Source organism: Homoserinimonas flava (assembly GCF_054969005.1).
In genome coordinates, this window is record NZ_JBUEQS010000003.1 from 249,408 (window position 1) to 272,629 (window position 23,222).

Sequence of the window (23,222 nt, forward strand, 5' to 3'; positions counted from 1 at the left end):
TACGCTCACGCTGCGCGGCGACGCAGCACCGCGGTGCCGACGAACACTCCACCCAGGCCAAGCAGCACGATGGCAAGCAGCGCCGCCCCGATCGACCCGGCACCGAGGAACGGCAGGCCCGCGAGTCCTGGTGCCGAGACCTCGACATTCGTGCACGCCCAGTCGGGGTCATCCGCACAGGGCCGCACGGTTTCGAGCGGCGTCCACGGCCCAGGAGGCGTCGAGACCGTTGCGCGGTTGAACTGCGCGCCCGCCTCATCGAACGTCACAACGACGGTGTAGACAATGGATGCCCCTGGCGCAAGCTCATCGACGGCCCAGGTGATCGCACCATTGGCGAGCGTGCCGACCGGGTCGACCGAGACGAGCGTCGCGGCATCCGGCAGGTCATCGACGACCTCGAGGTTGTAGGCGGTGCGCGCCCCCGTGTTCTCGAGCAGCACCGTGTAGGAGACCTCTTCGCCGATCGCCGCTGCCTGGCGATCCTCTGTCTTGGTGATGCGGAGCGAACCGAAGGCATAGTCGTTGCCGAGCACCACCGTCTGCGCGGTCGGCACGGCGTCGGCGACACCCCCCGAGGTGAGGATCTCGACCGTCGTGCCGCTGCCGGTGCGCGCCGTCTCGTCATAGTCACCGAGCGCACCCTGTTCGACGACGGTGCACTCGGAGCCGAGCGGCACCCCGTCGATGCGGGCGCGATAGCCGTTCGCATCATCGAGCGTCACCGTCGTGGTGCTTTCGACGCCAGCGGTGAGACACGTCACGTTGGCATCAAACGCTGTCGGAGCGTAGGCGGCCGCATCGCCCGTGACCTCTTTGATGACCTCGAGCGAACCGGAGGCGAGGGTGACACCGGCTTTTGTCGGCGCCCAGGTGCGCACATCGCCGTTGGTGAACGACGCTTGCGCACCGAAGTGGTTCCAGGCGAACTCGTTCTCGACCGATGCTTCGACCGGCGCCCCGAGCGGGGCATCAGCCGAGACCGGCACGTTGATCGTGCGGTACAGCACCGAGGCGATCTCGCCCGGCTGAAGCCCGGATGCCGCCGTGCCGCTGAAGTCGACGATCGCGCGGACCGCAGTCACGTCGGCCCAGTCGCCCGTGTAGTCGCCGGAGGCGGTCCACGAGTTCGCGGCACACGTCGGGTCTGCCTGCCAGGCCGAACCGGTGCCCGTGCCGACGCACGCGGCGGGATCGGTTGTGACCTGCCACGTCAGCACGCTGCCGGCTGGCGCGTCGAGTTCGAGCCCGAAGTCGGTGTCGAACTGCGGCTGCCAGGTGGTGCCACGCTGTGCGCCACCAGTGAGCATCCGGTCGCCGGGCATCGGCAGTGGGTCGACAATCGTGAGACTCGTCACCGGCACGGTGCCCGAGTTGACGGTGCGCAGCAGCCACTCATCGGTCGCACCGACGACTGTTTCGGCGGCACAGGGAAAGAACGAGAACCCGGCAGCGTCGGCGACACACTCCCTGGCGGGGTTGCTCGTGTTGACGGCGCCATCGACGAGGGTGCCGTCGATCTCACCGGCAACACCCTTGTCGGTGCGGATGTTTGAACCCGTGCGCGGCTGCACGTAGTTGCTCGTGCCACACTCCGTTGCCGCGAGCCCCGCGAGGGTGCCCTGCCCGTTGCCGGACGCGTTGGTGCAGGCCGCGAGCGTCTGCTCCACCTCGACGATGAACCTGTTCGTCGTCGGGGCGGGAGCACCAAGCTGCAGGCTCGCAGAGAACGTGATCGTGAAGGTCTCGCCCGGCGCCATGCGGTTGCCATCGCTCGGCCAGGTGAAGACGAGGTCGTCACCAGACTCGGTGAGCGTGACATCCGTCGAGAGGATGCCGCCGGCGCTCGTCGCATAGCTCGGCTCGATGCCGTCATAGGCGAGGTGGCTCGGGAGTTCATCGACCAGCTGCTCGACCGTCACGAAACCGGTGCCCGTGTTGGTGAACTGCAGGCTCCAGTCTCCAGACGATGCCGGGTCGACCGTGTGCTGATTGTTTGGCGTCGACTTCACGACATCGAGTGAGAACGTGCCGAGCGACAGCTGCAGGCTCGCCCCATCGTCATCGGCAACCGCCGCGTAGACGCCATCGCTGCGGCTCGACTCGACAACGAGCTCATTGTCGAGCGCTGCCGGAAACTCGACTGCGCCGCCGGAGCGGTAATCCTCGCGCACCGTGACCGTGAACTCGGCCGTCGCAGTCCAGTCTGCTGGCACCGCGGTCGTCGACAGCAGGCCGCCATCGGCCCGGTCGAAGACGAGACGGAGCCCCGTGACATCCTCAAGCGCGACGGCAGGGAGGGTCGCGGTTGCGGCCGGCGTGCCGAGCACCCAGTCGCCGTCGACCAGCGCGTCGACCCTGACCCGATCGGCACCCGCTGGCAGCACGACGGTGTCGAGCGACTCAAGCGTCACCGCATCCCAGAACTCGGGAGTGTCGTCGGTGAGCGTCACGGTGTCGGCCGAGGCCGACGCGGCACCATCGGTGCCCACGAGGCGCACCGTGACCTCGGAGTCGCGGTCGCGCTCCAGCAGTGTCGAGGGGGTAATCGTCTTCGTCGCGGTGGCATCGAGTGCGCCAGAGAGCAGCTGCACCGGGGTCGTGTCTGCCGCGTATGGCGTCGCGCTGGGGCGAAGGATGGGGTCGTAGGTTTGCGCCACCGTGACCGCTTCGATGTCGGTGCCCGTCGTGACATACGTGCTCGGGTCGCTGCGGAGTGTTTCGCGGAGCACCGTGCTCAGCGTCATCCGATAGTCACTGCCGTTCACGATCGAACCGCCATCGGTCTCGGGCGACGCCGCCTGGTAGGTGACCGATACGCCGACGACATCGGCGAGAGCGGCAGCATCGAGGGCCTCTGCCTGCGTGATGGTGAGCTGTGTGCTGCTCAGCGTGCCATCGCTGGCGCGCAGCCAGAGCGTCACGATCGAGTGATCCTTCGACGCCTCACCGACCGGGATTTCGAAGCTGAGCGAGGTGAGGGTCACCCGCTCGAACGCGTTTGAGCTTGAGTACTCGTGGCCAGCAAAGACGTCGGCGTCGAAGCCGTCGGCCGGGGTGACGCAATCGGTGACGCCGTCACACGGGCCCATCGCCGTGACCCGGAGGTATGAGGCGCGTGAAACGGCCGTGTTCTCTGCGGTCACCGTGAAGTCGACCGTCGGATAGCCGTCGACCGGCACATCGCCGGGATTCGGCACCACGATGCTCGAGGTCGAGCGTTCGATTGAGACATCGACGAGCGGCGGCACGTCGAGGAGGGTGACATGGGCATCCGCCGTCGCGGTCGAAGGGGTGCCAACCTGGGGCGTCACCGTGACGCCCATGACGTTGCGCACGACACCCTCGTCGGCCGTGTTGAAGGTGGTCGAGCCGGCGACCCAGCGCTCGTCGTTTTCGACCACGCGCACAACGTTGCGCAGTGTCCAGTCGAGCTCGAAACGCCGGTCGGCTGAAGCGGTGCCAGAGGCAACGCCGCTGCCGGGCTCAGCCCGCGACGGGTCGGTGCTCGCGTCCCGCGCCGCCGTGTTTTCGACCACGGTGATGCGCACGCCGGTCACGGCGGCACGCTCGTCGGCAGTGAGGGTGTAGCCCTTGAAGCCACTCCCGCTCATCCACGACCCTGCCGGGGCGGGCACGGCGCTCCAGGCGCCGTCCTGGTAGAGCTCAACCGCGCTCACCGTGTCCCAGCGCAACAGCGGGTCCTGCGCAAACGTCACCGGGCGGATGCGCGTGAGGTCGAGCGCCTGGAAGATCGTGTCCTCGGGGTTCGCCTCCGAGCCCGGGGCTGCATCGGAGATCACCACTGAAGCGGCACCCGGGGTAGCAACACCCCACGCCAGCCGCGAGGTGGCGGTGTCGCCAGACTGCGAGACAAGCGAAATCACATCCCCCGACCCAAGCCACGTCTTGTCGGCGAAGACCGTGCCATCGCCGGCAACGCCGACGACTTGAGCTGGGGCTTCTGCGGTGTCGATGGGGCTCTCGACGGGCACGGTGCCCGCTACGCCCGTTGCACCCGCGAACGACGCGTTCGTGTAGGTGACCGGCGTGCCGACACCCGACGTCGGGGTCGGGGCGACCGGCCCGGAGCCGTCACGAAGCTCCGCGCGGGCGGCAAAGCCGATGGCGGGGACGACCTCGGTGCCCTGGCCGAAGAGATCGGGGTTCTCGAAGGTGAAGCGCAGCCCCGTGATCGTTGGGGCGAGCCCCGACGGGATCGTGTAGCTGAACATGCGCGCGGTCGAGGAGTCCAGGTCGCTCACGAGCGTGGTCCAGGTGCCCGACTCAGGGTCGGCATCCGTCGAGTACTCGACGACGAGCGTCGCCCCGAGCGGGATCTGCGTCGGCAGGATCGAAACGGCGTCGAAGGCGTTCCAGAAGTCATCTGACGCGGAGGTGAGCGCATCCGTCACCACGATGGTGTCTGGGCGCACAAACTGCGACGCCCCGCTCGTCGTGGTGGGCAGCTCGACCGTGACGCGGCCACCGTCGAGGGCCACCGGCCCGGAGGGGCTCACGGACTTCGAGGTCGTGATGTCGATGCGCGGAAAGTACACCGCCATATTCGCGGAGTCGCTCGACTCGGCCTCACCGGCATCGTTCACGGCCTCGACATCGAGCGTGTTCGTGAGCGGGATGCTCGCCGTGCCCTCCGGCACAAAGTCGCCCGTCGTCGAAATGCCGAAGCGGGCGCTCGCTGAGGCGGACTCCGCGATGACGCCCGTGAAGCTGAGTTCGAACCCGGTGATCTGCTCCCCGACCGGCGCCTCAGGGGTCGCACCGTTCGTGAACGGCTCCGACACAGAACCGCCGTCCCAGAGCCACAGCACCTCGGCGGCACTCGCGCCGGCCGGCCACTGAATGGCCTCGGTGAATCCGGTGAAGAGCACACCATCGACGAAGAAGTCCCGGTCGGAGAGGGTGAGGCTCGACACCGGACCGTTCGACTCGTTGTGCCCGATGATCGTCGCGGTCGCCTGCCCACCGGCCGGGATGCTCGTCGGCGAGATCGCCTTGTCGGCACTCACCTCGACCGTGAGCGGGCCGATCGAGTACGGCGCGGACGCGGTCGCCGACACGGGGTCAGCGTCTGGCACGACAACGGTGGCCTCAGCCGGGAACGACGTCGAAGCCCCAGTGAGGTGCAGGATGCTCGGGTCGACCCGGTCGGTCGCACGCTGCTCCACGCGGAGCTCGACCGCACCGGCAGCACCGCCAGCGGCGATCACGGTGGCGCCGTCAGCGCCGCGGAAATCGAAGCGAAGCCCGCCGACCTCGACAGGAGTGACCCCCGCCGGCAGGCTGGCGCTCGCGTCGAAGACACCCTCCTGCCACGACCACACACTCCCGTCGAACACATACGCGGAGACGCGAACCTCGGTGGCACCCTGGGGCATCGTCACCGCGCCGAAGTCGACGAAGTCCACCGTGCGGAACGGGTTGCCCTCCTCGAGAGAAGCACTGCCGTCCGCAGCATCCGGCCCACCCACACTGAGCAGCGAGGCCGGCACATTCGAAGTATTCTGCGTCGTCAGGGTCACGAGCGACTCGGTGCCGGCGGCATACTGCTGTGCCGCTGGCGCCCATGTGACTCCAACCGCAACATCGACTGACGAAGCGACGTTGATCGTCACCGCTGCCGTGTCAGTCGCATCGACCGAGTTCGAGGCCGTCGCCGTTGCCGTATTGACGAGCGCTGCACCGTTGTGCTCCCACGCCGGCGTGAGGTTTTGGGGTGCCCGGAGCGTGTACCGCACCGTGAAGCTCGAACCCGCCGCAAGACCGACCGTGTCGGCGTCTGGCAGATCCGTGGTCGCGGTGGCGACGATCGTGGCGGATGACGAGACCGTCGCGCCGAAGCCCGAGGTGGAGAGAGTCGCGAGCGATGACGGTGAGACCGCCGGGGCATCGACGACCTCGAAGCCTGCGAAGGCGGCGGGCAACACATCGGTGAGCACAACGTCGGTGCAGTCGAAGTCGAAGCAGCCAGTCACCACCTCGTAGGTGAACTCGTCGCCGGGCGCGAGCGCCCCCGCAGCGTCGACCGACTTCGACACCGTGAGCGTCGGCTCGTCGGCCGCATAGGCGGCGGGCGCGCCAACTGCGGCACCAACCGATGCGGTGAGGAGCAGGGCGAGACCCGCAGCGAGGCCGCGGAACGCGCGGGCAGAACGAACGACAGGGGTGGTGCTTCGAGGCATGGTGTTGCTCCTGGGCGCAGCAGACGCTGCGGCGCTCCGGTCGAGAACGATGGGCACCCCGAGGCCGGGGCGATCAGAGTCTCTCGGCCCAGGGAGAGGCGCGAAGGGGCCGGTGGCGGAACTTCACCCCGCACTTCACCCCGGCCTCGGCCTCAGCTTCGGCTTCAAACGCTCAGCGCAGCGGGTCGAACGCGTCGAGCAGCGGATGCCGCGGCCCACCCGTCATCGCATCCGCAACAATGCGCCCGCTGAGCGGCCCGAGGGTCACACCCCACATGCCATGCCCACCCGCAACCTGCACGCGCGGCGACCGCGTCGCGCCGACCAGCGGCAGGCCGTCGGGGGTGCACGGCCTGGAGCCCACCCATTCGTCTTCGCGCGCATCCCAGTCGACACCGTCGAAGAGGGGCTTCGCCGCCTCGACGAGGGTGGTGATGCGCCGGGGGTCTGGCGGAGCATCCGCCGGACGGAACTCCATCATGCCGCCGACCCGCAGTCGATCGCCGAGGGGCGTGCACGCCACCCGCTGCGCGGGAAAATAGATCGGATGCTGCGGCACCGACTCCGGCCGCACACTGAAGCTGTAGCCACGCCCCGCCTGCACCACCTGTCGCACGCCGAAACGGCGGGCGAGCCCCCCGATCCAGGTGCCCGTCGCGAGCACGACGGCGTCGGCCCGGAGCTGCCCAGCACCCGGCTCGTCGCCGCGCACCGTGAGGGTGACGCCGGTGTCGTCGTCGGCGACATCCGTCACCGTTGTGCCGGTGATGATGGTGCCGCCACGCTCGATCACAGCGTCGGAGAGCGACTGCACGAAGAGGGGCGGGTTGATGTAGCGCTGGCCTGCAATGCGGATGCCGTGGGTCACCGCCGCGCTCACGGCCGGTTCGATCGCGCGGAGTTCGTCGCCCGAGATGAGGGTGTAGTCGACTGAGCCGCCGCGGGCCTCGATTTCGGCGAACTCGTGGCGCAGCCCGTCGCGGTCGCGGTCGCTCGTGAACCCGGTGAGGAACGGCTCGGCGGTGATGGTTCGGTCGGCGACCCCGCCATCGGCGAGCCGATCGAAGGAGTCGAGGCTCCACGTGTTGATCTCGGCGAAGGTGTGCATGTTGCGTCGCCAGCGCGATGGCATCGAGTACCAGGCGAAGCCAGCGAGAAAGCGGAGAAGATTTGCGTCAGCCGCGAGCGGCACGTAGACGGGCGAGCTGGGGCTCACCATCGCTTTCAGACCGTAGCGAAAGATGGCCGGCTCTGGCAGCGGGAGGGTGAGCGCTGGGGCGATCCAGCCCGCGTTGCCCCACGATGCCCCACGCCCAATCTCGCCACGATCGACCACCGTGACCTCGACACCGCGCTCCTGCAAGAACCACGCCGTGCTCAGCCCGACGATGCCGGCCCCCACCACGATCACCCTCTGCATGTCGCCACCCTAACCCGCCACGCACAAACGGCGGGACAGGATGCTCCTGCCCCGCCGTTCGATCGCTTCGACTATGCCGAGTGGCGCCCTGCACCTGAGGTGCGACGTCGCCGGGAGACCATCAGCAGGAGCGCGCCGAGGAGGAGCGCGCCGGCCCCACCGAGCAGCGCCGGCGTCGACTCTGCACCGGTGACGGCCATGGCCGGCACCGTGTAGGTCACCTCAGCGAGCGCCTGGGTCGTTTCACCGTAGATGTCGGTCACCTCGTAGCTGACCGGTGTCGGGTTGCCGGTGAACCCTGGCTCCGGCGTAAAGGTGATTTCGCCAGTCGTGGTGTTCACCGTCCAGGTGCCCTCGCCGGGCACGCGGAGCGTCGTCACGCGGTTGCCGTCGGGGTCGATCAACACGACCGAGCCGGGGATGAGGTCACCGTCGTCGTTGCCGACGACGTCGAGCGTCACCGGCGTTCCCGGCGTGTTGCCCGTGCTCGAGTCGTTGCTCGCGGTCGGCAGGTAGGTCACCGTGATGGTGGCCTCGACAACACCGCGCAGGGTGTCGGTCACCTGGTAGTCGACCGGTGTCGGGTTTCCGAAGTAGCCCGACTGGGGCGTGAAGGTCACGGCTCCCGTCGTCGTGTTGACCGTCCAGGTGCCCTGCCCTGGCACACGGAGCGAGCGCACCGGGTTGCCGCTCCCGTCGAGGAGCATGACCGAGGTCGGGTCGAAGACGCCCGAGTCGTTGCCGATCACGTCGACCGTCACGGGGGTTCCCGGTGTGTTCCGCAGGCTTGAGTCGTTCTCGGCCTCGGGCACGTAGGTAACCGTGATGCCGGCGTCGACGACGTCGCCCGTGACATCCGTCACCTGGTAGCGCACCGGTGTCGGGTTGCCGGCGAAGCCGCTCTCCGGCGTGAAGGTGATGATGCCGGTGACCGCGTCGACCGTCCATTCACCCTCGCCGATCACGACGAGCGAGGTGACGGGCGTCACCCCATCGAGAAGGCGCACGCTCGTCTCGTCGAAATCACCGGTGTCGTTCGCCAGCACATCGAGCGCCACCGACGATCCCACTGGGTTCGAGAGGTCCGAGTCGTCGGCCGCTACCGGCACGTACGTGACCGTGACGGTTGCCGACACCGTGTCGCCCGCGACGTCCGTCACCTCATAGTCGACCGGGGTGGGGTCGCCCATGAACCCGGATTCGGGCACGAAACGGATGATGCCGCCCGTCTCCACCGTCCAGGTGCCCTCACCGGGCACGACGAGGCTGGAGACGGGGTCACCGGCGCTGTCGAGCAGACTCAGCGTTGTCGAGTCGAAGTCGCCCGTGTCGTTCGGGAGCACCGACACGTCGACCGTGTCGCCGATCGTGTTGCCGAGATCGCTGTCATCCGCCGCAGCCTGCAGGTAATCAACCACCACGTCAGCCGTGACGAGCTCGCCCTTCGCGTCTGCGACACGGTAGGTGATGGGCGTCGGGTCGCTCTCAAAGCCGGCCTCGGGAACAAAGCGGATGACACCGCCAGCCTCGACCGTCCACTCACCCTCACCCGGCACCGTGTAGGTGGTGAGCGGTGTGCTGCCATCCATGATGACGAGCGTGGAATCGTCGAGGTCGCCCTCGTCGTTGCTCAGCACCGAGACGTCGACCGTGCTGCCGATCGCGTTGTCGAGTGATTCGTCGTCACTCGCGGTGGGCTGGTAGGTAACCGTGACGGTTGCGTCGTCGCTCAGCGAGTTCACGTCGCTGATGCGGTAGGAGATGACCGTCGGATCGCCCTCGAACCCTGCCTCGGGCGTGAAGGTGATAGCGCCCGTCGTCGTGTTGACCGACCAGGTTCCCTCGCCCGTGACCACGAGCTCGGTCACCGGGGTGGTGCCGTCGAGAATGCGCACCGAACCGGGAACAAGAGCACCCGTGCCGGCAGCATCGTTGTCGACCACGTCAATCGTGACCGGGTCGCCGATCGTGTTGAGGAGGTCGGCGTCATCGTCGGCGACTGGCGGCTCGGCGCTGACGGTCGAGGTCGCGCTGTCAGAGTTGTTGCCGGGAACGGCGCGGTCGGTGACCGTCGCCGTGTTCGTCAGGACGGCGCCGTAGGCTTCCGTGATTTCTTGCTCGTAGGTCACGGTGAGCGTCTCGCCCACGTCAAGACCGCGCACGCCACCAGTGGAGCCGCCGAGCGGCTGATAGGGGCGCGAGCACTCGAGCGTTGCCGGCATGGCGTCGCCCTCGTCGGCATTGCAGGTCACCGCGCCGCGTTCGAGCACGGCGTTCGAGCCACCCGAGGTGGAGATCCCCGTGATCGTCTTCGCGCCAGCACCGGGCAGCGAGTCTGTGAGCGTGACGGTGTCGCCGCGCGTCATGAAATCGCCGCCGTTGTTGACGACCGTGATGGTCCATTCGACGGTGTCGCCGATGAGCGGCGTCGCATCATCGACGGTCTTCGTCACCTCGAGGTCGTAGTCACACGCAACCCAGTCGAGGGAGACCGAGCCACCCTGGCCTGCGCCCGTGCCGGTTGTTCGTCCGACGGCGCTCGCGCTGAGGTCTTGCGCGTCGGATGCAACGAAGCTCGACCCGCCACCGCCACCACCACCGGCGACAATGTTCACGCCGTTGTCACCATTCTGGAACGACGTGGAAGCACCGCCACCGCCACCGAAGTGTCCGCCACCACCACCACCACCGGCGTCATAGTTGGGGTCGGGTGCACCGGCACCGCCGGTGTTGCCGGAACCAGAGAGTCCATTGAGGCTGCTGTCGACGCTGTGAACACCACCGGTTCCTGGCACCGTGGTGCCGCCCGTGCCGCCACCGACGATGTAGGTGCCTCCGACATCGCCGTCGGTGCCCGTGGTCCCACTGTCACCCGCAGTGACGCCGACTGCCGTGGGCACACCCGCGTTGCCGCCGAAGCCGTTGGTCGACACAGAGTGACCACCGCCGCTGCCGCCGCCGCCACCGGCGAGGACCCGGAGCGCACCGTCGAGGGTGAACGCACTCCGGCCACCGCCACCAGCGCCGCCGTGGTCAGTGACCGCCGTGCCGCCAGCGCCGCCACCGTGCGTGCCGCCGTTGCCGCCTGTGCGCCCAGAGTTGGTTGCGCCGCCGCCACCGACGACACCGCTAAACGACTGACCAGGCAACACCTCGAAGGTCGCCGTGATGCTGGCTCCAGCTCCGTTCGATCCCACGCCGTTCGCACCCGCGGCCGCACGGCCGCCGGCGCCACCAACGACCGTCGCCACGACGGCGCACGCGCCGCTCGGCACCACACTCGAGAAGGTGGCACCCGCCGCGTAGGTGTAGGTCGCCGGGTCAGCTGCCGGGTCGGCCATCGCGGTCTGCGGCACAACGACCGAACCGAGGACCGCTATCGCGAGGGCGGTCGCGCCAGCGAGGGCACGGGTGACGCCGCGTGCATTCGGGGTGTCGCGCGAGGCATGAGGGCGGGCAGGACTGATGGGCATAGCTGACCTGGTCTTTCAGCGCGGACGGGTCGCGCAGCATCGTGCTCGGGTGGGTAAAGCGCGCCGCACCTTCACCATGCATTCGGGCGCGTGAGAGATGGGGCCGAGTGTCATTCAAAGGGCCACCGCGCGGGCGCTCAGTCGGATATACCGCTTTTCACCCCGGGCTTCACCCTCTCGTGCCCTGAACGGGTGGCGGCATTTAGCGTCCCTCGGAGAACTCCACGTGTTGCAGCACCCACGCGTGCATCGCGACCGCCGCCGCCGCCGACGCATTGATCGACCTCGTCGAGCCGAACTGCGAGATCTCGACCACGGCATCCGCCGCCTCGATCGCCTCGCTGCTGAGCCCAGGGCCCTCTTGCCCAAAGAGCAGCACACACGCGGCCGGGAACTCGAACGTCTCGATGATCACACTGCCCTCGACGTTGTCGATCGCGATGATCGGCAGGCCCTCGCCATGCGCCCAGGAGACGAACCCCGCAACATCCGCATGGTGCATGACGTGCTGATATCGGTCGGTGACCATGGCCCCGCGCTTGTTCCAGCGGCGGCGCCCGATGATGTGGACGGTGTCGGCCGCGAACGCGTTCGCACTCCGCACGATCGACCCGATATTCATGTCGTGCTGCCAGTTCTCGATCGCGACATGGAACGGATGCCGGTGCTCATCGAGATCGGCGACGATCGCCTCCATGCGCCAATAGCGGTAGCGGTCGATCACATTGCGGGTGTCGCCCCGCTCCAAGAGCTCGGGGTCGAAGTGGTCCCCTACCGGCCGCTCGCCCAGCCACGGGCCGACGCCGTGCGTCGAGAGCTCGTGGGTGGGGTTGCCTGTCGTCACCCCTTGACCCTAAGCGAGCAAGCGGCTCCCGCGAATCTCACCGCACGCCGCTGAGTCGGGAGAACAGGAACGCCGCCAGCGCAACCGCGACAATCGCCATCGCAAAAAGGGCACCGTAGCCGATGAGCGAAATCACGAGCCCCGCCAGAATGGGGCTCAACGTCTGCGGCACATTCGTCGCGACGTTGAGGATGCCAAGGTCTTTGCCTGCCGCAGCCTCCGAAGCCGGCAATACCTCGATGAAGAGCGCACTCCCACTCGAGAGGAAGATGCCGAACGCGAGCCCCTTGATCGCCGCGAACACCACCATCGCCTCGGCGCTCGGTGCAAGCAGGGGAGCCGCGAGCGCGACGATAAGCAGACCGCAGGCCGCGAGCACGAACACTCTGCGCCGGCCCACCCGGTCACTCCACCAGCCGACGAGCGTCACAGCGATCAGCATTGTCACAAACGTGATCGCGCTGAGCACGCCGACGAGCGCGTTCGCATCGTCGAGCGGCAGACCGATGTGATCGGTGAGCACATACAACTGAAACGTGTAGACGAGGTTGTACCCGAGGGTGAAGACGAATCGGGCCGCGAACACGAGCGCGTAATTCGGATGCTTGCGCGGGTCGACCCAAAACCCAGAGAAGAAGGTGCGCCACCGGAAGGGGTGCTGCGCCTGCGCATCGGCACCGCCAAGAGTCTCAGCACCGCCGGAAGCCTCGCCCCCGCGCAGTGTTGGCGGCCGATTCAGGAGCGCAAACAGCACTGCGACGATCACAACAGCAGCCCCGAGCGAGGCCGAGACGAGCGCGCTGTCGCCCACCAGACGTGACGCAAACACCGTGCCGGTCGCCCCGCCCGTCATGGTGCCGATCCCGATCACAGCGGATGCCACACCCCAGCGCCGACGGGGAAACCGGTCGGGCACGGTCGCACCAAGGGGTGCATCGATCGCGTTGAGCGCGAACTGGATGACCACCCAGAACACCCCGATCCACAGCAGGGAGCCCAGCCCGCCGAGGCCCACCAAGAACGCACCGGCGACGACTGCACCGGCGAGAATCCACGGCACCCTGCGACCGAGACTTCCGCGTGTGCGGTCGCTCAGCGCCCCGACCAGCGGCTGCGCAAAAATCGTGAACGCGAACGACACCGACGTGACCGCGGCGAGGTTCTCGACCTTCCGCTCCGGGTCGAGCGCGGCAATCTGGTTGGGCAGGAGCACAGACAGCAGCGCCGCGAGGGCCGCGTAGACCACGAGCGAGAGCAACGACAGCGACGGGAGGAGCCGCCTCGGCGGGTCGAGGGCAGTGCCTTCGCCGATCGACGACCCACCGTCGGCAGAGGACCCCCTGGAGAACGACACCCGACGAGACTACGACGAACGCTCGAGCAACCTCAGCTCGCTCGCCGCAATGAGCGCCTGCTCCCGCGAACTCACCCCGAGCTTGCGATAAATACTCCGCAGCTGCGACTTCACCGTGTTCGACGACACGAACAAGGCATCAGCGATCTCCGACACATTGCTGGTCGTCTCGAGATGACTGAGCACAACCTGCTCCCGACCCGTCAGCACCACCGACTCAAGGGCCTGCGGCAACACATCGGGGACATCGGCGAGATCAGCGAAGAGCTCACCCGCAAACGTCACCTCTGCAGCATCCGACAGTCGCATGAGCGCATCGAGATCGTGCCGCGGGATCAGCATGAGCGGCAGGCGCAGGTGGCGATCACGCAGCAGCACCCCCGCAACATCGAGTGACTCGAGGGCGAACTCGGTGCGCCCCAGCCGTGCTGCCGCCGCCGCCTGCACCAGCAGCGCCTCGCTGCGCAGCCGCGACGGCACACCACCCCGCGCAGACAGCACGGGGGCGAGCAGTCGAAGCGCGTCATCGTCGCGACCAAGCACCAGCGCGATGCGCGCGCGCCCGACCGCCGCAAGAGGAGAGGAACGCGGATGCTTCGCCAGCGCCGACTCCGCGTCATTTGCCCGCCCAGCGGCGAGCAGCAGGAGTGCGCGCGTCGCGTCAAGCCCCCGTCGCGTCGCAGGAACGAGCGACCGCCCGTGCCGCTGCGGTTCAACCTCAAGCGCGACCAGCGCCTCCGCCCTGCGCCCCTCCCCAAGCAGCGCCATCGCTCGGGTGTGCAGCAGGATCGGCCAATGCTCGATCGTGTCGGCGTGCGGCGCCAACACGTCGAGCTGTCGGTGCGCCCCCGCAAAATCGAAGGCCTCCAGTGCACGGTAGGTTTCTGCAACCCGGTATAGCGAACCGATGTAGCCGTCGCGCCACCCCTCAGGCCACGATTCGCCCCGAGCGATGTCGATGAACCGAACCGCCTCATCCATTTCGCCCTCGATCGCCGAAACCCCCGCCGTGAGCGACAAACCGTGGAACCACGCGCGCTGCGTTGCCTCGCGCGGGGCCGCAAACGACTCCCGAAACAGAGCGAGCGCACGCTGACCCTCACCCGCAAGCAGGTAGGTCAGCCCGATCTGGTTGAGCAGGGTCGGCAACAGCTCGGCCAAGGCGTCGCGGTCATCGACCGTGAGCTGCTCCCGCAGCGCCATCGCCCGATCGGCCGCACCCACAGCCGCATCGACCCGGCCGAGGAGACGCAACGCAGAAGCTTCAACCAGGGCAAGGACGAGCCGCTGCGGCACCGGATCCCGCTTCGCCCGCATCCGCGCCGACGCCGCCGCGATGCCAAACAGTTCAATCGCACGAAGCTTGTGCGTGCCAGTCGCGTTGTACTTCAACGCGAGCAGCATTGCGAGCAACGGCACCCTGTGCAGGGTGCGCAGCGAGACGGTGCCGATCTGCTGCGTGAACTCGGCTGGCGACCCCGGCATCCTGGTCCACCCCTGCAGCACGATCTCCGAAGCCAGCGCATGGTCGTCTGCCGCGAGCGCGTGGCGGAGGGCGACCACGAAGTCTCCCCGAGCGCGGGACCACTCCGCGGCGACCCGATGCAGGCGAGCGAGCTCTGTCGGCAGCCGAGACTCAAGCTCCGCGCGAAGCGCCGAGCGGTAGACGGGCGAGAGCGTGAACACCGACTCGGCGTGATCGTGCGACCACATGCCGAGACCAGCCCGCTCGATCGCCCCCAACAGGGTTTCGGCGTCATCACGCCCCGACAGCGCATGGGCAAGGTCGGCCGTGAGCACCTCAGGCACCGAACATCGAAGCGCGAAATTCACCTCGAACTCCGCCGCCGTGTGGGCGATCACCGCCTCGCGAAGGAACCTGGCCCGCGAACCGGCGAGCGCCTCCGTCACCGCGGGCGCATCGGGCGGGACCTCGCCCCGCTGCAGCGCAAGGATCACCCCGCGGGTGAGCAACGGGTTGCCGCCGACCGCCTCGCAAAGCAGCTCCGCGACACCGTCATCAGTGGGCGGCGCTGCCGCCGCGGCGAGCCCCTCCCGTGTCTCCGCCACCGTAAAGGCAAGATCGCGAGCATCCACAGTGCCCGGCGAAATGGCGAGCCGCACGGGGTCCGATTCGAGGTGACCGACCGTGCGCGTCAGCGCCACGACGCGCACGAGCGAACCGGATGCAATCACCTCAACGAGGTCGTGAAGGATCTGCTCATCCGAAATCAAGTGCACGTCATCGAGCACCAGCGCGAACGGCGCACGGATCTGCGTGAACCCGCGCCGCAACAGCCCAGGCAGGTCATCGAGCTCCTCGAGGGAGTGCATCGACCGGGCGAGCACGCCGGCGGTCGGCAGCAACTCCGCGTCGGCAAGCAGTTCGATCACCGAACGCCAGAACCCGACGCGCGACCCAGACTCGCCACGCACCGTCAGCCACACGCCGGTCTGAGCCTGCTGAGAGTTCGCCGCCCAATCCGCGACAGCGACAGTCTTGCCGCAACCGGCGGGGGCTCGCACGACCACGAGCGCGGCCGGCGAATCGAAGCGGGAGCGCAGGTGCAGGCGCGGCACAAAGTCGTGCGGAACCCTCGGTGCGCCGAACATCCCCAGCAAGCCCCCTCTCCGTGGGACAGCCTAGCGAGACAGGCTCACCCTTTCGAGTGTTGCGCGGGCGGGCTCACGCTCGACGGGCGACGACCTCCCCGGCGATGCGCTCAAGCAGCTCCAGTGGCAGCGTGCAGGATCGCGAGATCACGGAGGCACTTCCAGTCCGGGCCATCTCTTCCGCACCCAAGCGCTGGCCGCAACAAGTTCGTTGCGGTATGCTACTTGAATGGCAATCAACGGGAAGCGAACCGTCAGCGGCACGGTTGGAGCCCGGACACCCAGGGCAGGAACGCCGAGGACGGAATACGTTGTCGCCACCCTCGAATCACTCGACCATGTGCGCGCTGCCGACAAGGGACGCATTCGGCCTGCCGGGTATATAGCGCGACCCGGTGCGTATGCCTCGAGAATCGGCAACATCGTCGACATCCTCGGCACCCAAGCTGCCCTTGCCGAGATCCTCTCCGTCGACCGGTCCAGAATCACCCGGTGGCTCAAGGGTGTAGAGAACCCCGGAGACGAAGCGGCGCGCGATATCGTCGACCTTGACCATCTGATCGCACGCGCCAGGCTGGTCCTGCATGAGTCAGTGATCCGTACGTGGCTGGTCAGCCCGAACCAGTTCATCGCCGGCACAGCTCGCCCGATCGATGCGGTCCGCACCGGTCACGCTGAAGACGCCGTCCATGCAATCCGCGCTGAGGCAGAAGGCGCGTTTTCGTAGTGCGCGCGTATCGGTGCTACCCGAAAGACCCGAACGCAAAACCCGGCAAACGAGGACACTGGTCCTTTCTGCAGCGCCCGCAGACAGGTGGACGCTGGGACAACGCGGCCGTTTACGACTCGTGGTACTTGGCGAACACCGCAGTCGGCGCGATCGCGGAGAGCTTCTACTCGCAGACGATCTGGCAGACGGGGACATTCCTCACGCCTGCCGGCAGCGCGCGGTCCCTCGCGGTGTTCGAGGTGGAGGACAACCTCCCACTGGTGAATTTGGACGACCCCGCATCTCTTACCAGGTTCTCGATGGTTCCCAGCCAAGTTGTCCGTCAGAACCTTGCGGTGACCCAGCCTGCTGCACTGCACATCTTCGAGATGACTCGCTCTGATCCGGCACCATCAGTCGGTGTGAAGTGGTGGTCATCCCAGCTACCGTCCGAGGATGTGCTCATGCTGTGGGCGGAGCCCGGGGGAGCACCACCGATGAAGTTTGTCGAGGAGTTCGACCTCCGAGTTGATCTCGCAGAGGTAGAAGACGCGGCGGAGCAGCTGCGGCGTCAGCTCGTGAGGTGATCGAGCGGCCGGCGGGCCGCTGCATCCGCAAGGCCTACGATTGAGGGCATGTCGAAAGTTCTCACAAGCCTGCCCGTCGGCGAGCGCGTCGGTATCGCCTTCTCTGGTGGTCTCGACACCTCGGTAGCTGTCGCCTGGATGCGCGACAAAGGCGCCGTGCCGTGCACCTACACCGCCGACATCGGCCAGCCGGATGAGCCCGACATTGACGGGATTCCAGGCCGTGCCAAAGAGTACGGCGCTGAGGTTGCCCGCCTCGTTGACTGCCGCACCGCCCTCGTCGAGGAAGGGCTCGTCGCACTGCAGTGTGGCGCGTTCCACATCCGCAGCGCCGGAAAAACCTACTTCAACACGACCCCGCTCGGCCGCGCCGTCACCGGCACCATGCTCGTGCGTGCCATGAAAGACGACGGCGTCGAGATCTGGGGCGACGGCTCCACCTACAAGGGCAACGACATCGAGCGGTTCTACCGCTACGGCCTGCTCGCCAACCCTCGCCTGCGCATCTACAAGCCGTGGCTCGACCAGCAGTTCGTCGCCGAACTCGGCGGGCGCACAGAGATGAGCGAATGGCTGCAGGCGCACGACCTGCCGTACCGCGCCTCCACCGAGAAGGCCTACAGCACCGACGCGAACATCTGGGGCGCCACCCACGAGGCAAAAAGCCTTGAGCACCTCGACACCGGCTTTGAGATCGTCGAACCCATCATGGGCGTCGCTTCCTGGCGTGAGGATGTCGCGATCGCGACCGAAGACGTCGCCATCACCTTCGAGGCGGGCCGGCCCGTCGCCATCAACGGCACCGAATTCGCGAACGCCGTCGAGCTCGTCCTCGAGGCGAACCGCATCGGCGGCCGACACGGTCTCGGCGCATCCGACCAGATTGAGAACCGCGTCATCGAGGCGAAGAGCCGTGGCCTCTACGAAGCCCCCGGCATGGCGCTGCTCCACATCGCATACGAGCGCCTGCTCAACGCCGTGCACAACGAAGACACGGTCGCGAACTACCACAACGAGGGCCGCAAGCTCGGGCGCCTCATGTACGAGGGCCGCTGGCTCGACCCGCAGTCGCTCATGCTGCGCGAATCGATCGTGCGCTGGGTCGGCTCCGCCGTCACCGGCACCGTCACGGTGCGCCTGCGCCGCGGCGACGACTACACACTCCTCAACACCGAAGGCCCGGCGCTGAGCTACCACCCCGACAAGCTGTCGATGGAGCGGGTGGCAGATGCTGCCTTCGGCCCAGAAGACCGCATCGGCCAGCTCACCATGCGCAACCTCGACATCGCCGACTCGCGCACGCGCCTCGAACAGTATGCGGCGCAGGGCATCGTCTCGGGCGAAACCGCCAAGCTCATGGGGTCACTCGAGCCGGGCGAAGGTGCGGAGATTGCGGGTGGTGGCGGCACCGACACGGCAGGCGAGGTTGCCCTCGACCGGGCCGCGTTCGATGCCGGCACCGACTAGCGCGGGTGCGGCGCGAGCGCGGCGCGCGCGGCGCAAGCGGCGAGCGTTTGACGGGTTTTCGGCAGGATGACGCTGCCGCGGCGGGCAGATCCTGCCGAAAACCCGTCATTCGCTGGATGCTCGGGTGACGTCTAGCGCTTGGCCTTTGTCTCCGTGAGGTCAGCGTCAGCGTCAGTCGTGTCCGCGTTCTTTGTGTCGCCGTCGAGCTCCGTCTCACTCACCACAACGGGCTCGCGGGCATCCTTCTCGTCAAGAATCTCATCATCGAGGTAGTCCTCGTCATCGTCATCCTCGTCGATCTCGTCCACGATCGGATCGGCGGATGCTGCAGTACCGGCCGCAACCACCTGGGCACGGCCCAGCGCTGCTGAGCGGGCGGCCGCATGCAGGCCGAGGGCGAGCAGCACCCCGAGCGCACCGACCGCGATGAGCAGCCCGCCGACGGTCGTCTCGGATTGTGCCGCGAACAGCACCGCGTAGTCGCCTGAACCGTTGGTGTAGAGGTCGGTCTGCTGCTCGTTGCCCGACTGCATGAGCAGGTACCCACCGGCGATGCTGCCGGCGGAGGCCGCCCAGATCAGGAGAAGCGCAGGGTTGAAGCGGGCGAAACGGGAGGGGGAGGTCATGAGATTCCTAACGTGCGGTCTTGGGAACCCCCGACGCTAGGGACGGACCCTTGGCGCTTGCTATGGAATGGCAGTGCGAAACCCGAGGGTCGCCAGGTGCGGGCCGTCACGCGCGCTCTCGAGGGGCTTCCCGCGCACGCCGGATGGCGAAGGCAATGAGCGCTCCCGCAGCGACGAGCACTACGGCGTACACCGCGAGCCCGGCCGCAGTCGTGAAGTCGGATCGCACCTCGGCTAACACGATGACGAGGGCCCATGGCCCCGCTAGCACGAGGGCAAAGAGTGCCTGGTGGGGGCGGCGCGCAATGCCGAGTGCGACGGCCGCCGCGAGCATCCAGAGCACAATCCAGCCGACCGGTGAGAGGTGAGTCATCCAGAATTCGCGCTCCCACGCCGGGTACTCAGCGATGCTGCCCGTTGCGGCGACGATGACGGATGCGACCCCTGCCGCATACGCCGCGGCCACAAGCATCCGCACACCCCGATGAGGGTCACCGAGCATCGCGCCGAGCGCTAGCAGCATGAGCATGCCGAGCGTCGTCGACATGGGGCCGTTCCAGATGTCGCCCTGCAACCAGTTCGCAGCGCGAAGGAGCGGTGCGGCGACGAGGGCCAAGCCGAGCACCCATCGGAGAGCGGTGCGGCGACGCAGCAGAAACAGGGTGAATGCGATCGGCCAGAGGCCGTACACCAGCGGCCCTGGATTGATGAACGGGCCAAACATCGGGAACGAGTCGGTGAGCCATGAGTTTGTCTCCGTCCACGGTGCCCATGAGTACACGACGCAGAACACGATCGCCAGCACAGTGCCTGTCGCGAGCGAAACCGTCGCGATGAGGTCGCGGAGCCCCACCGGCAGCAGCACGGATGCTCGGGTCGCCGCCCCCGTCGCCGCGAGGTTCCACAGCTCGCCCCGACCAGGGGTCGTTCGGCCCTCGGCGTCGGCGACGTCGAGCAGCGTCGAGAGGATGACCTCCTCGTGCCGCTCCCGCCAACGCGCGGGGTACCAGCGGAGGGCGCGACGGTAGCGGGTCTCGAGCGCGGCGGTCATGCGCTGGCCCCCGCGATCGCGGTGCCCGCGGAACGACGCCGCAGCCGCGCTCGGGCCTGTTGCGCGTTGCCTTCGAGCCTGGCGGCCTCGATGGCGAGGGCGGCGGCCCCGGCATCCGCGAGCGCGTAGTACCGCCGGAGTCGCCCATCGACGACCTCTTCGCCCGCCGCCTCGACGAGGCCCTGTTCTTGCAGGCGGTCGAGGGCGGCGTAGAGGGTGCCGACCTTGAGGGCCACACGGCCGCCTGAGAGCGTCGTCGCCTCGGCGATGAGGGAGTATCCGTGCTTTCGCCCGTCGGCGAGCGCCGTGAGAATGAGGAAGGTGGGTTCGCGCATTTCGCTGTCAGCCATGCCCTGAGCATACTCTATTCATCGCTATATAGCGATGAATGTATATCACAGTGGGTTTCGATACGGCCGCGAGCGGCCTACTCAACCGGCAGGCGTTTGTAGGATTGCCGCATGACTGAGCGCCCGAACATCGAGTACTGGCTGACCGACATGGACGGCGTGCTGGTGCACGAGAATCAGGCCATCGCCGGCGCCCCAGAGCTTCTTGCCCAGTGGACCGAGAGCGGCACACCGTTCCTCGTGCTCACGAATAACTCGATCTTCACGGCACGGGACCTGTGTGCGCGGCTTCGCGCCTCCGGGCTCGTCGTGCCCGAAGCATCCATTTATACCTCGGCGATGGCGACCGCCGACTTTCTCAAGTCGCAGGGTTCTGGCGGCACCGCCTATGTGATCGGCGAGGCGGGTCTCACGACCGCGATGCACGAGGCCGGGTTCATCATGACGGAGCGTGACCCTGACTTCGTCGTGCTCGGCGAGACCCGCACCTATTCGTTCGACGCCATCACGAAGGCCATCAGGCTCATCGTGAACGGCTCGCGATTCATCAGCACGAATCCGGATGCCACCGGGCCGAGCACTGAGGGCCCGCTCCCCGCGACGGGGGCGGTCGCCGCGCTCATCACGAAGGCCACCGGCATGGAACCCTATGTGGTTGGCAAGCCGAACCCCATGATGTTCCGTTCGGCCATGAACCGTATTGGCGCGCACAGCGAAAATACGGCGATGATCGGCGACCGCATGGATACGGATGTGGTGGCGGGCATCGAGGCGGGGCTCCACACCATCCTCGTCATGACGGGCATCAGCGATGAGGCCGAGATTGCGCGGTACCCGTTCCGGCCGTCAGAGGTGCTGCCGAGCGTCGCCGACCTGCTGAACTAGCCCTCGGGGGCGGCGAGCAACGAGCCGGTGATCGGCTCGCCTGAGGCTCGCGCGACGATGCAGGTGTAGCCGCGGTCGCCGTTGGCCCATTCGGTGGCGTCGCCCGCATACGTCAGGTGCCACTGCAGGTCGTTGTAGTCGCCCGCGACGGTGAGGTCGAGCAGCGCCCCCGCATCGCAGAGGGTCGGGGTGAGCCCTTGCCATCCTGCTGCGTCGAGATACACCGTCACCTCGGGGCCAACCTCCCCGCGGTACATGAACTGCGCGGCGTGCCCGTCCGCACAGTCGACCACGGTGAACTCGTCGGCCCAGGCCGTGTCGAACGGGTCGATGCACTCCCCGCCCTGCAGCGCAGACCAGGGGTGCACGCCGGGCTCGAGCTGGCTTGCGGATGCTGCGGCGCCAGTGTCGCCGTCGGTTGCCGTGTCTGCGGCATCCGTGCCCGCCCCGAGGCCGGCACCGAGCTGGTACAGCCCGGCGAGGAGGAGCACAAGGATGACCCCGGCGGCGGTGCCGAGCACAGCGCGGCGCTGCACCGTCGTGAGCTTCGACCACAGGCTCGGGCGCGGCCCAGCGGTGGGCTGGGCTTCAGGCGCGGGTTCGGGGTCGGCCTGCGCGGGCGGGGCGAGTTCGGGTTCGTGTTCGGGTTTGATGACGATGCGCTCGGTAGCGGATGCTGCTGGCTGCTGCACCGGCATGGCAACGGTCGGGGAGAGTCGGTCGTGGATGGGGCCGCGGGGTTGCTCCGGCAGGAACGCGGCGGGATTGGGCGCGGCGGGATTGGGCGCGGCGGGCGCTTGCGTGGCGGGTTCGGCGGGCGCTGTCGGTGTGGCCGTTGCGGGTGCTACTGGTGCCTTCGGTGCGACGAACGGGTTGACACTGTCGTCGTAGTCGCGGAACTGCCCGGAACCGAAGAGGTCGTCGAGGCCCCCATCCGCCGACTCGTCAGAGTGCCCGTCGCGACGGCCCATGGTGGCTACTTCGCGAGCCCGAGGTCGTCGAGCGAGATGGCGGCGAAGTACTGGTAGCCGGCCGCTTCGATCACTTCGCGGGCGCCCGTGTCGCGGTCGACGACGACCGCGACGGCGGCGATCTCGGCCCCGACCTTCTTGAGCGCTTCGATTGCGGCGAGCGGCGACCCGCCGGTGGTGGAGGTGTCTTCGAGGACGACAATGCGTTTGCCCGTGACATCCGGCCCTTCGACTTGACGGCCTCGTCCGTGGTCTTTGGGCTCTTTGCGCACCACGAACGCGTCATAGCTCTGGCCGCGCGCGGCGCCCTGGTGCAGCACGGCGGAGGCGATGGGGTCGGCCCCCATCGTCATGCCGCCGACGGCGACGACGTCGGGGATTTCGGCGATGAGGTCGAGCATCACCTGGCCGATGAGGGGGGCCACCCTGTGGTCGAGGCTCACCTTGCGAAGGTCGACGTAGTAGCTCGCCTTCTTGCCGCTCGTGAGGGTGAAGTCTCCGTGAAAGACCGCGTCGGCCTTGATGTATTCGATGAGTTGCTGCCTGGCGTCGGTCACCCGGCGATTCTATCGGTGCGGCCACCTGCCACGAAGGCGGACGTGGGGGCGGGGCCTGGCTGGTCATTGTCATCATGGCTATCGCGATGGCATCCACCTCCGAGGTAGGGCG

The 23,222-nt window shown here is 67.7% G+C and carries 15 protein-coding genes; 4 read left to right on the forward strand and 11 right to left on the reverse strand.

The genetic code is table 11. The features are described from left to right. Positions 1 to 5: 5 nt before the first annotated feature. The 6 genes from ACY48M_RS09980 to ACY48M_RS10005 all read right to left on the reverse strand — a co-directional run bounded on the left by ACY48M_RS09980 (position 6) and on the right by ACY48M_RS10005 (position 15,907). Positions 6 to 6,203 carry a DUF5979 domain-containing protein gene (locus ACY48M_RS09980; RefSeq protein ID WP_462820134.1) on the reverse strand — a complete coding sequence of 2,066 codons (6,198 nt, stop codon included), beginning with the start codon at positions 6,201 to 6,203 and terminating at the stop codon, positions 6 to 8. Positions 6,204 to 6,375: 172 nt separating this feature from the next. Beyond that, a complete protein-coding gene (locus ACY48M_RS09985) occupies positions 6,376 to 7,623 on the reverse strand; it encodes an NAD(P)/FAD-dependent oxidoreductase (protein ID WP_462820135.1) in 1,248 nt (415 codons plus the stop codon). 71 nt (positions 7,624 to 7,694) lie between these two features. Next, positions 7,695 to 11,096, reverse strand: coding sequence for an Ig-like domain-containing protein (locus ACY48M_RS09990; RefSeq protein WP_462820136.1), 3,402 nt, complete (start codon positions 11,094 to 11,096; stop codon positions 7,695 to 7,697). 202 nt (positions 11,097 to 11,298) lie between these two features. Beyond that, positions 11,299 to 11,940 (reverse strand): TrmH family RNA methyltransferase, encoded by a 642-nt coding sequence (locus tag ACY48M_RS09995; RefSeq protein WP_462820137.1) that lies wholly within the window; start codon positions 11,938 to 11,940, stop codon positions 11,299 to 11,301. Between the two features lie 37 nt (positions 11,941 to 11,977). Beyond that, positions 11,978 to 13,294, reverse strand: coding sequence for an MFS transporter (locus ACY48M_RS10000; protein WP_462820138.1), 1,317 nt, complete (start codon positions 13,292 to 13,294; stop codon positions 11,978 to 11,980). 9 nt (positions 13,295 to 13,303) lie between these two features. Next, positions 13,304 to 15,907, reverse strand: a complete 2,604-nt coding sequence (locus ACY48M_RS10005; protein WP_462820139.1) for a winged helix-turn-helix domain-containing protein — start codon at positions 15,905 to 15,907, stop codon at positions 13,304 to 13,306. 229 nt (positions 15,908 to 16,136) lie between these two features. Here ACY48M_RS10005 and ACY48M_RS10010 point away from each other — a divergent pair, with 229 nt between their 5' ends. The 3 genes from ACY48M_RS10010 to argG are packed head-to-tail and all read left to right on the forward strand — an operon-like array spanning position 16,137 to position 18,670. Further along, complete coding sequence (locus ACY48M_RS10010) at positions 16,137 to 16,634, forward strand: hypothetical protein (protein WP_462820140.1); 498 nt, start codon at positions 16,137 to 16,139, stop codon at positions 16,632 to 16,634. Further along, positions 16,634 to 17,203 carry an RES family NAD+ phosphorylase gene (locus ACY48M_RS10015; protein ID WP_462820141.1) on the forward strand — a complete coding sequence of 190 codons (570 nt, stop codon included), beginning with the start codon at positions 16,634 to 16,636 and terminating at the stop codon, positions 17,201 to 17,203. Before ACY48M_RS10010 ends, ACY48M_RS10015 begins: the two co-directional genes overlap by 1 nt. A gap of 48 nt (positions 17,204 to 17,251) precedes the next feature. Next, the gene (argG, locus tag ACY48M_RS10020; RefSeq protein WP_462820142.1) at positions 17,252 to 18,670 is read left to right on the forward strand and encodes an argininosuccinate synthase; all 1,419 of its coding nucleotides are present in this window, start codon (positions 17,252 to 17,254) and stop codon (positions 18,668 to 18,670) included. A gap of 131 nt (positions 18,671 to 18,801) precedes the next feature. Here argG and ACY48M_RS10025 read toward each other — a convergent pair whose 3' ends face one another. From ACY48M_RS10025 to ACY48M_RS10035, 3 genes are all read right to left on the reverse strand, one after another. After that, positions 18,802 to 19,296 carry a hypothetical protein gene (locus ACY48M_RS10025; protein ID WP_462820143.1) on the reverse strand — a complete coding sequence of 165 codons (495 nt, stop codon included), beginning with the start codon at positions 19,294 to 19,296 and terminating at the stop codon, positions 18,802 to 18,804. A gap of 106 nt (positions 19,297 to 19,402) precedes the next feature. Next, positions 19,403 to 20,347, reverse strand: coding sequence for a hypothetical protein (locus ACY48M_RS10030; protein WP_462820144.1), 945 nt, complete (start codon positions 20,345 to 20,347; stop codon positions 19,403 to 19,405). Next, the gene (locus ACY48M_RS10035; protein ID WP_462820145.1) at positions 20,344 to 20,697 is read right to left on the reverse strand and encodes a PadR family transcriptional regulator; all 354 of its coding nucleotides are present in this window, start codon (positions 20,695 to 20,697) and stop codon (positions 20,344 to 20,346) included. Before ACY48M_RS10035 ends, ACY48M_RS10030 begins: the two co-directional genes overlap by 4 nt. Positions 20,698 to 20,808: 111 nt before the next feature. Here ACY48M_RS10035 and ACY48M_RS10040 point away from each other — a divergent pair, with 111 nt between their 5' ends. Then, positions 20,809 to 21,582 (forward strand): HAD-IIA family hydrolase, encoded by a 774-nt coding sequence (locus tag ACY48M_RS10040; RefSeq protein WP_462820146.1) that lies wholly within the window; start codon positions 20,809 to 20,811, stop codon positions 21,580 to 21,582. Here ACY48M_RS10040 and ACY48M_RS10045 read toward each other — a convergent pair. Continuing rightward, on the reverse strand, positions 21,579 to 22,553 hold the full coding sequence (locus ACY48M_RS10045; RefSeq protein WP_462820147.1) for a hypothetical protein: 975 nt from the start codon (positions 22,551 to 22,553) through the stop codon (positions 21,579 to 21,581). The genes ACY48M_RS10040 and ACY48M_RS10045 overlap by 4 nt on opposite strands. 5 nt (positions 22,554 to 22,558) lie before the next feature. Further along, the gene (gene pyrE, locus ACY48M_RS10050) at positions 22,559 to 23,110 is read right to left on the reverse strand and encodes an orotate phosphoribosyltransferase (protein WP_462820148.1); all 552 of its coding nucleotides are present in this window, start codon (positions 23,108 to 23,110) and stop codon (positions 22,559 to 22,561) included. Positions 23,111 to 23,222 lie beyond the last annotated feature (112 nt).

Bases quoted from the DNA above. Each gene is read 5' to 3' on its own strand.
- ACY48M_RS09980 (WP_462820134.1), bottom strand. From the start codon at position 6,203: ATGCCTCGAAGCACCACCCCTGTCGTTCGTTCTGCCCGCGCGTTCCGC.
- ACY48M_RS09985 (WP_462820135.1), bottom strand. From the start codon at position 7,623: ATGCAGAGGGTGATCGTGGTGGGGGCCGGCATCGTCGGGCTGAGCACG.
- ACY48M_RS09990 (WP_462820136.1), bottom strand. From the start codon at position 11,096: ATGCCCATCAGTCCTGCCCGCCCTCATGCCTCGCGCGACACCCCGAAT.
- ACY48M_RS10005 (WP_462820139.1), bottom strand. From the start codon at position 15,907: ATGTTCGGCGCACCGAGGGTTCCGCACGACTTTGTGCCGCGCCTGCAC.
- ACY48M_RS10010 (WP_462820140.1), top strand. From the start codon at position 16,137: ATGGCAATCAACGGGAAGCGAACCGTCAGCGGCACGGTTGGAGCCCGG.
- argG (WP_462820142.1), top strand. From the start codon at position 17,252: ATGTCGAAAGTTCTCACAAGCCTGCCCGTCGGCGAGCGCGTCGGTATC.
- ACY48M_RS10025 (WP_462820143.1), bottom strand. From the start codon at position 19,296: ATGACCTCCCCCTCCCGTTTCGCCCGCTTCAACCCTGCGCTTCTCCTG.
- ACY48M_RS10030 (WP_462820144.1), bottom strand. From the start codon at position 20,347: ATGACCGCCGCGCTCGAGACCCGCTACCGTCGCGCCCTCCGCTGGTAC.
- ACY48M_RS10035 (WP_462820145.1), bottom strand. From the start codon at position 20,697: ATGGCTGACAGCGAAATGCGCGAACCCACCTTCCTCATTCTCACGGCG.
- ACY48M_RS10040 (WP_462820146.1), top strand. From the start codon at position 20,809: ATGACTGAGCGCCCGAACATCGAGTACTGGCTGACCGACATGGACGGC.
- ACY48M_RS10045 (WP_462820147.1), bottom strand. From the start codon at position 22,553: ATGGGCCGTCGCGACGGGCACTCTGACGAGTCGGCGGATGGGGGCCTC.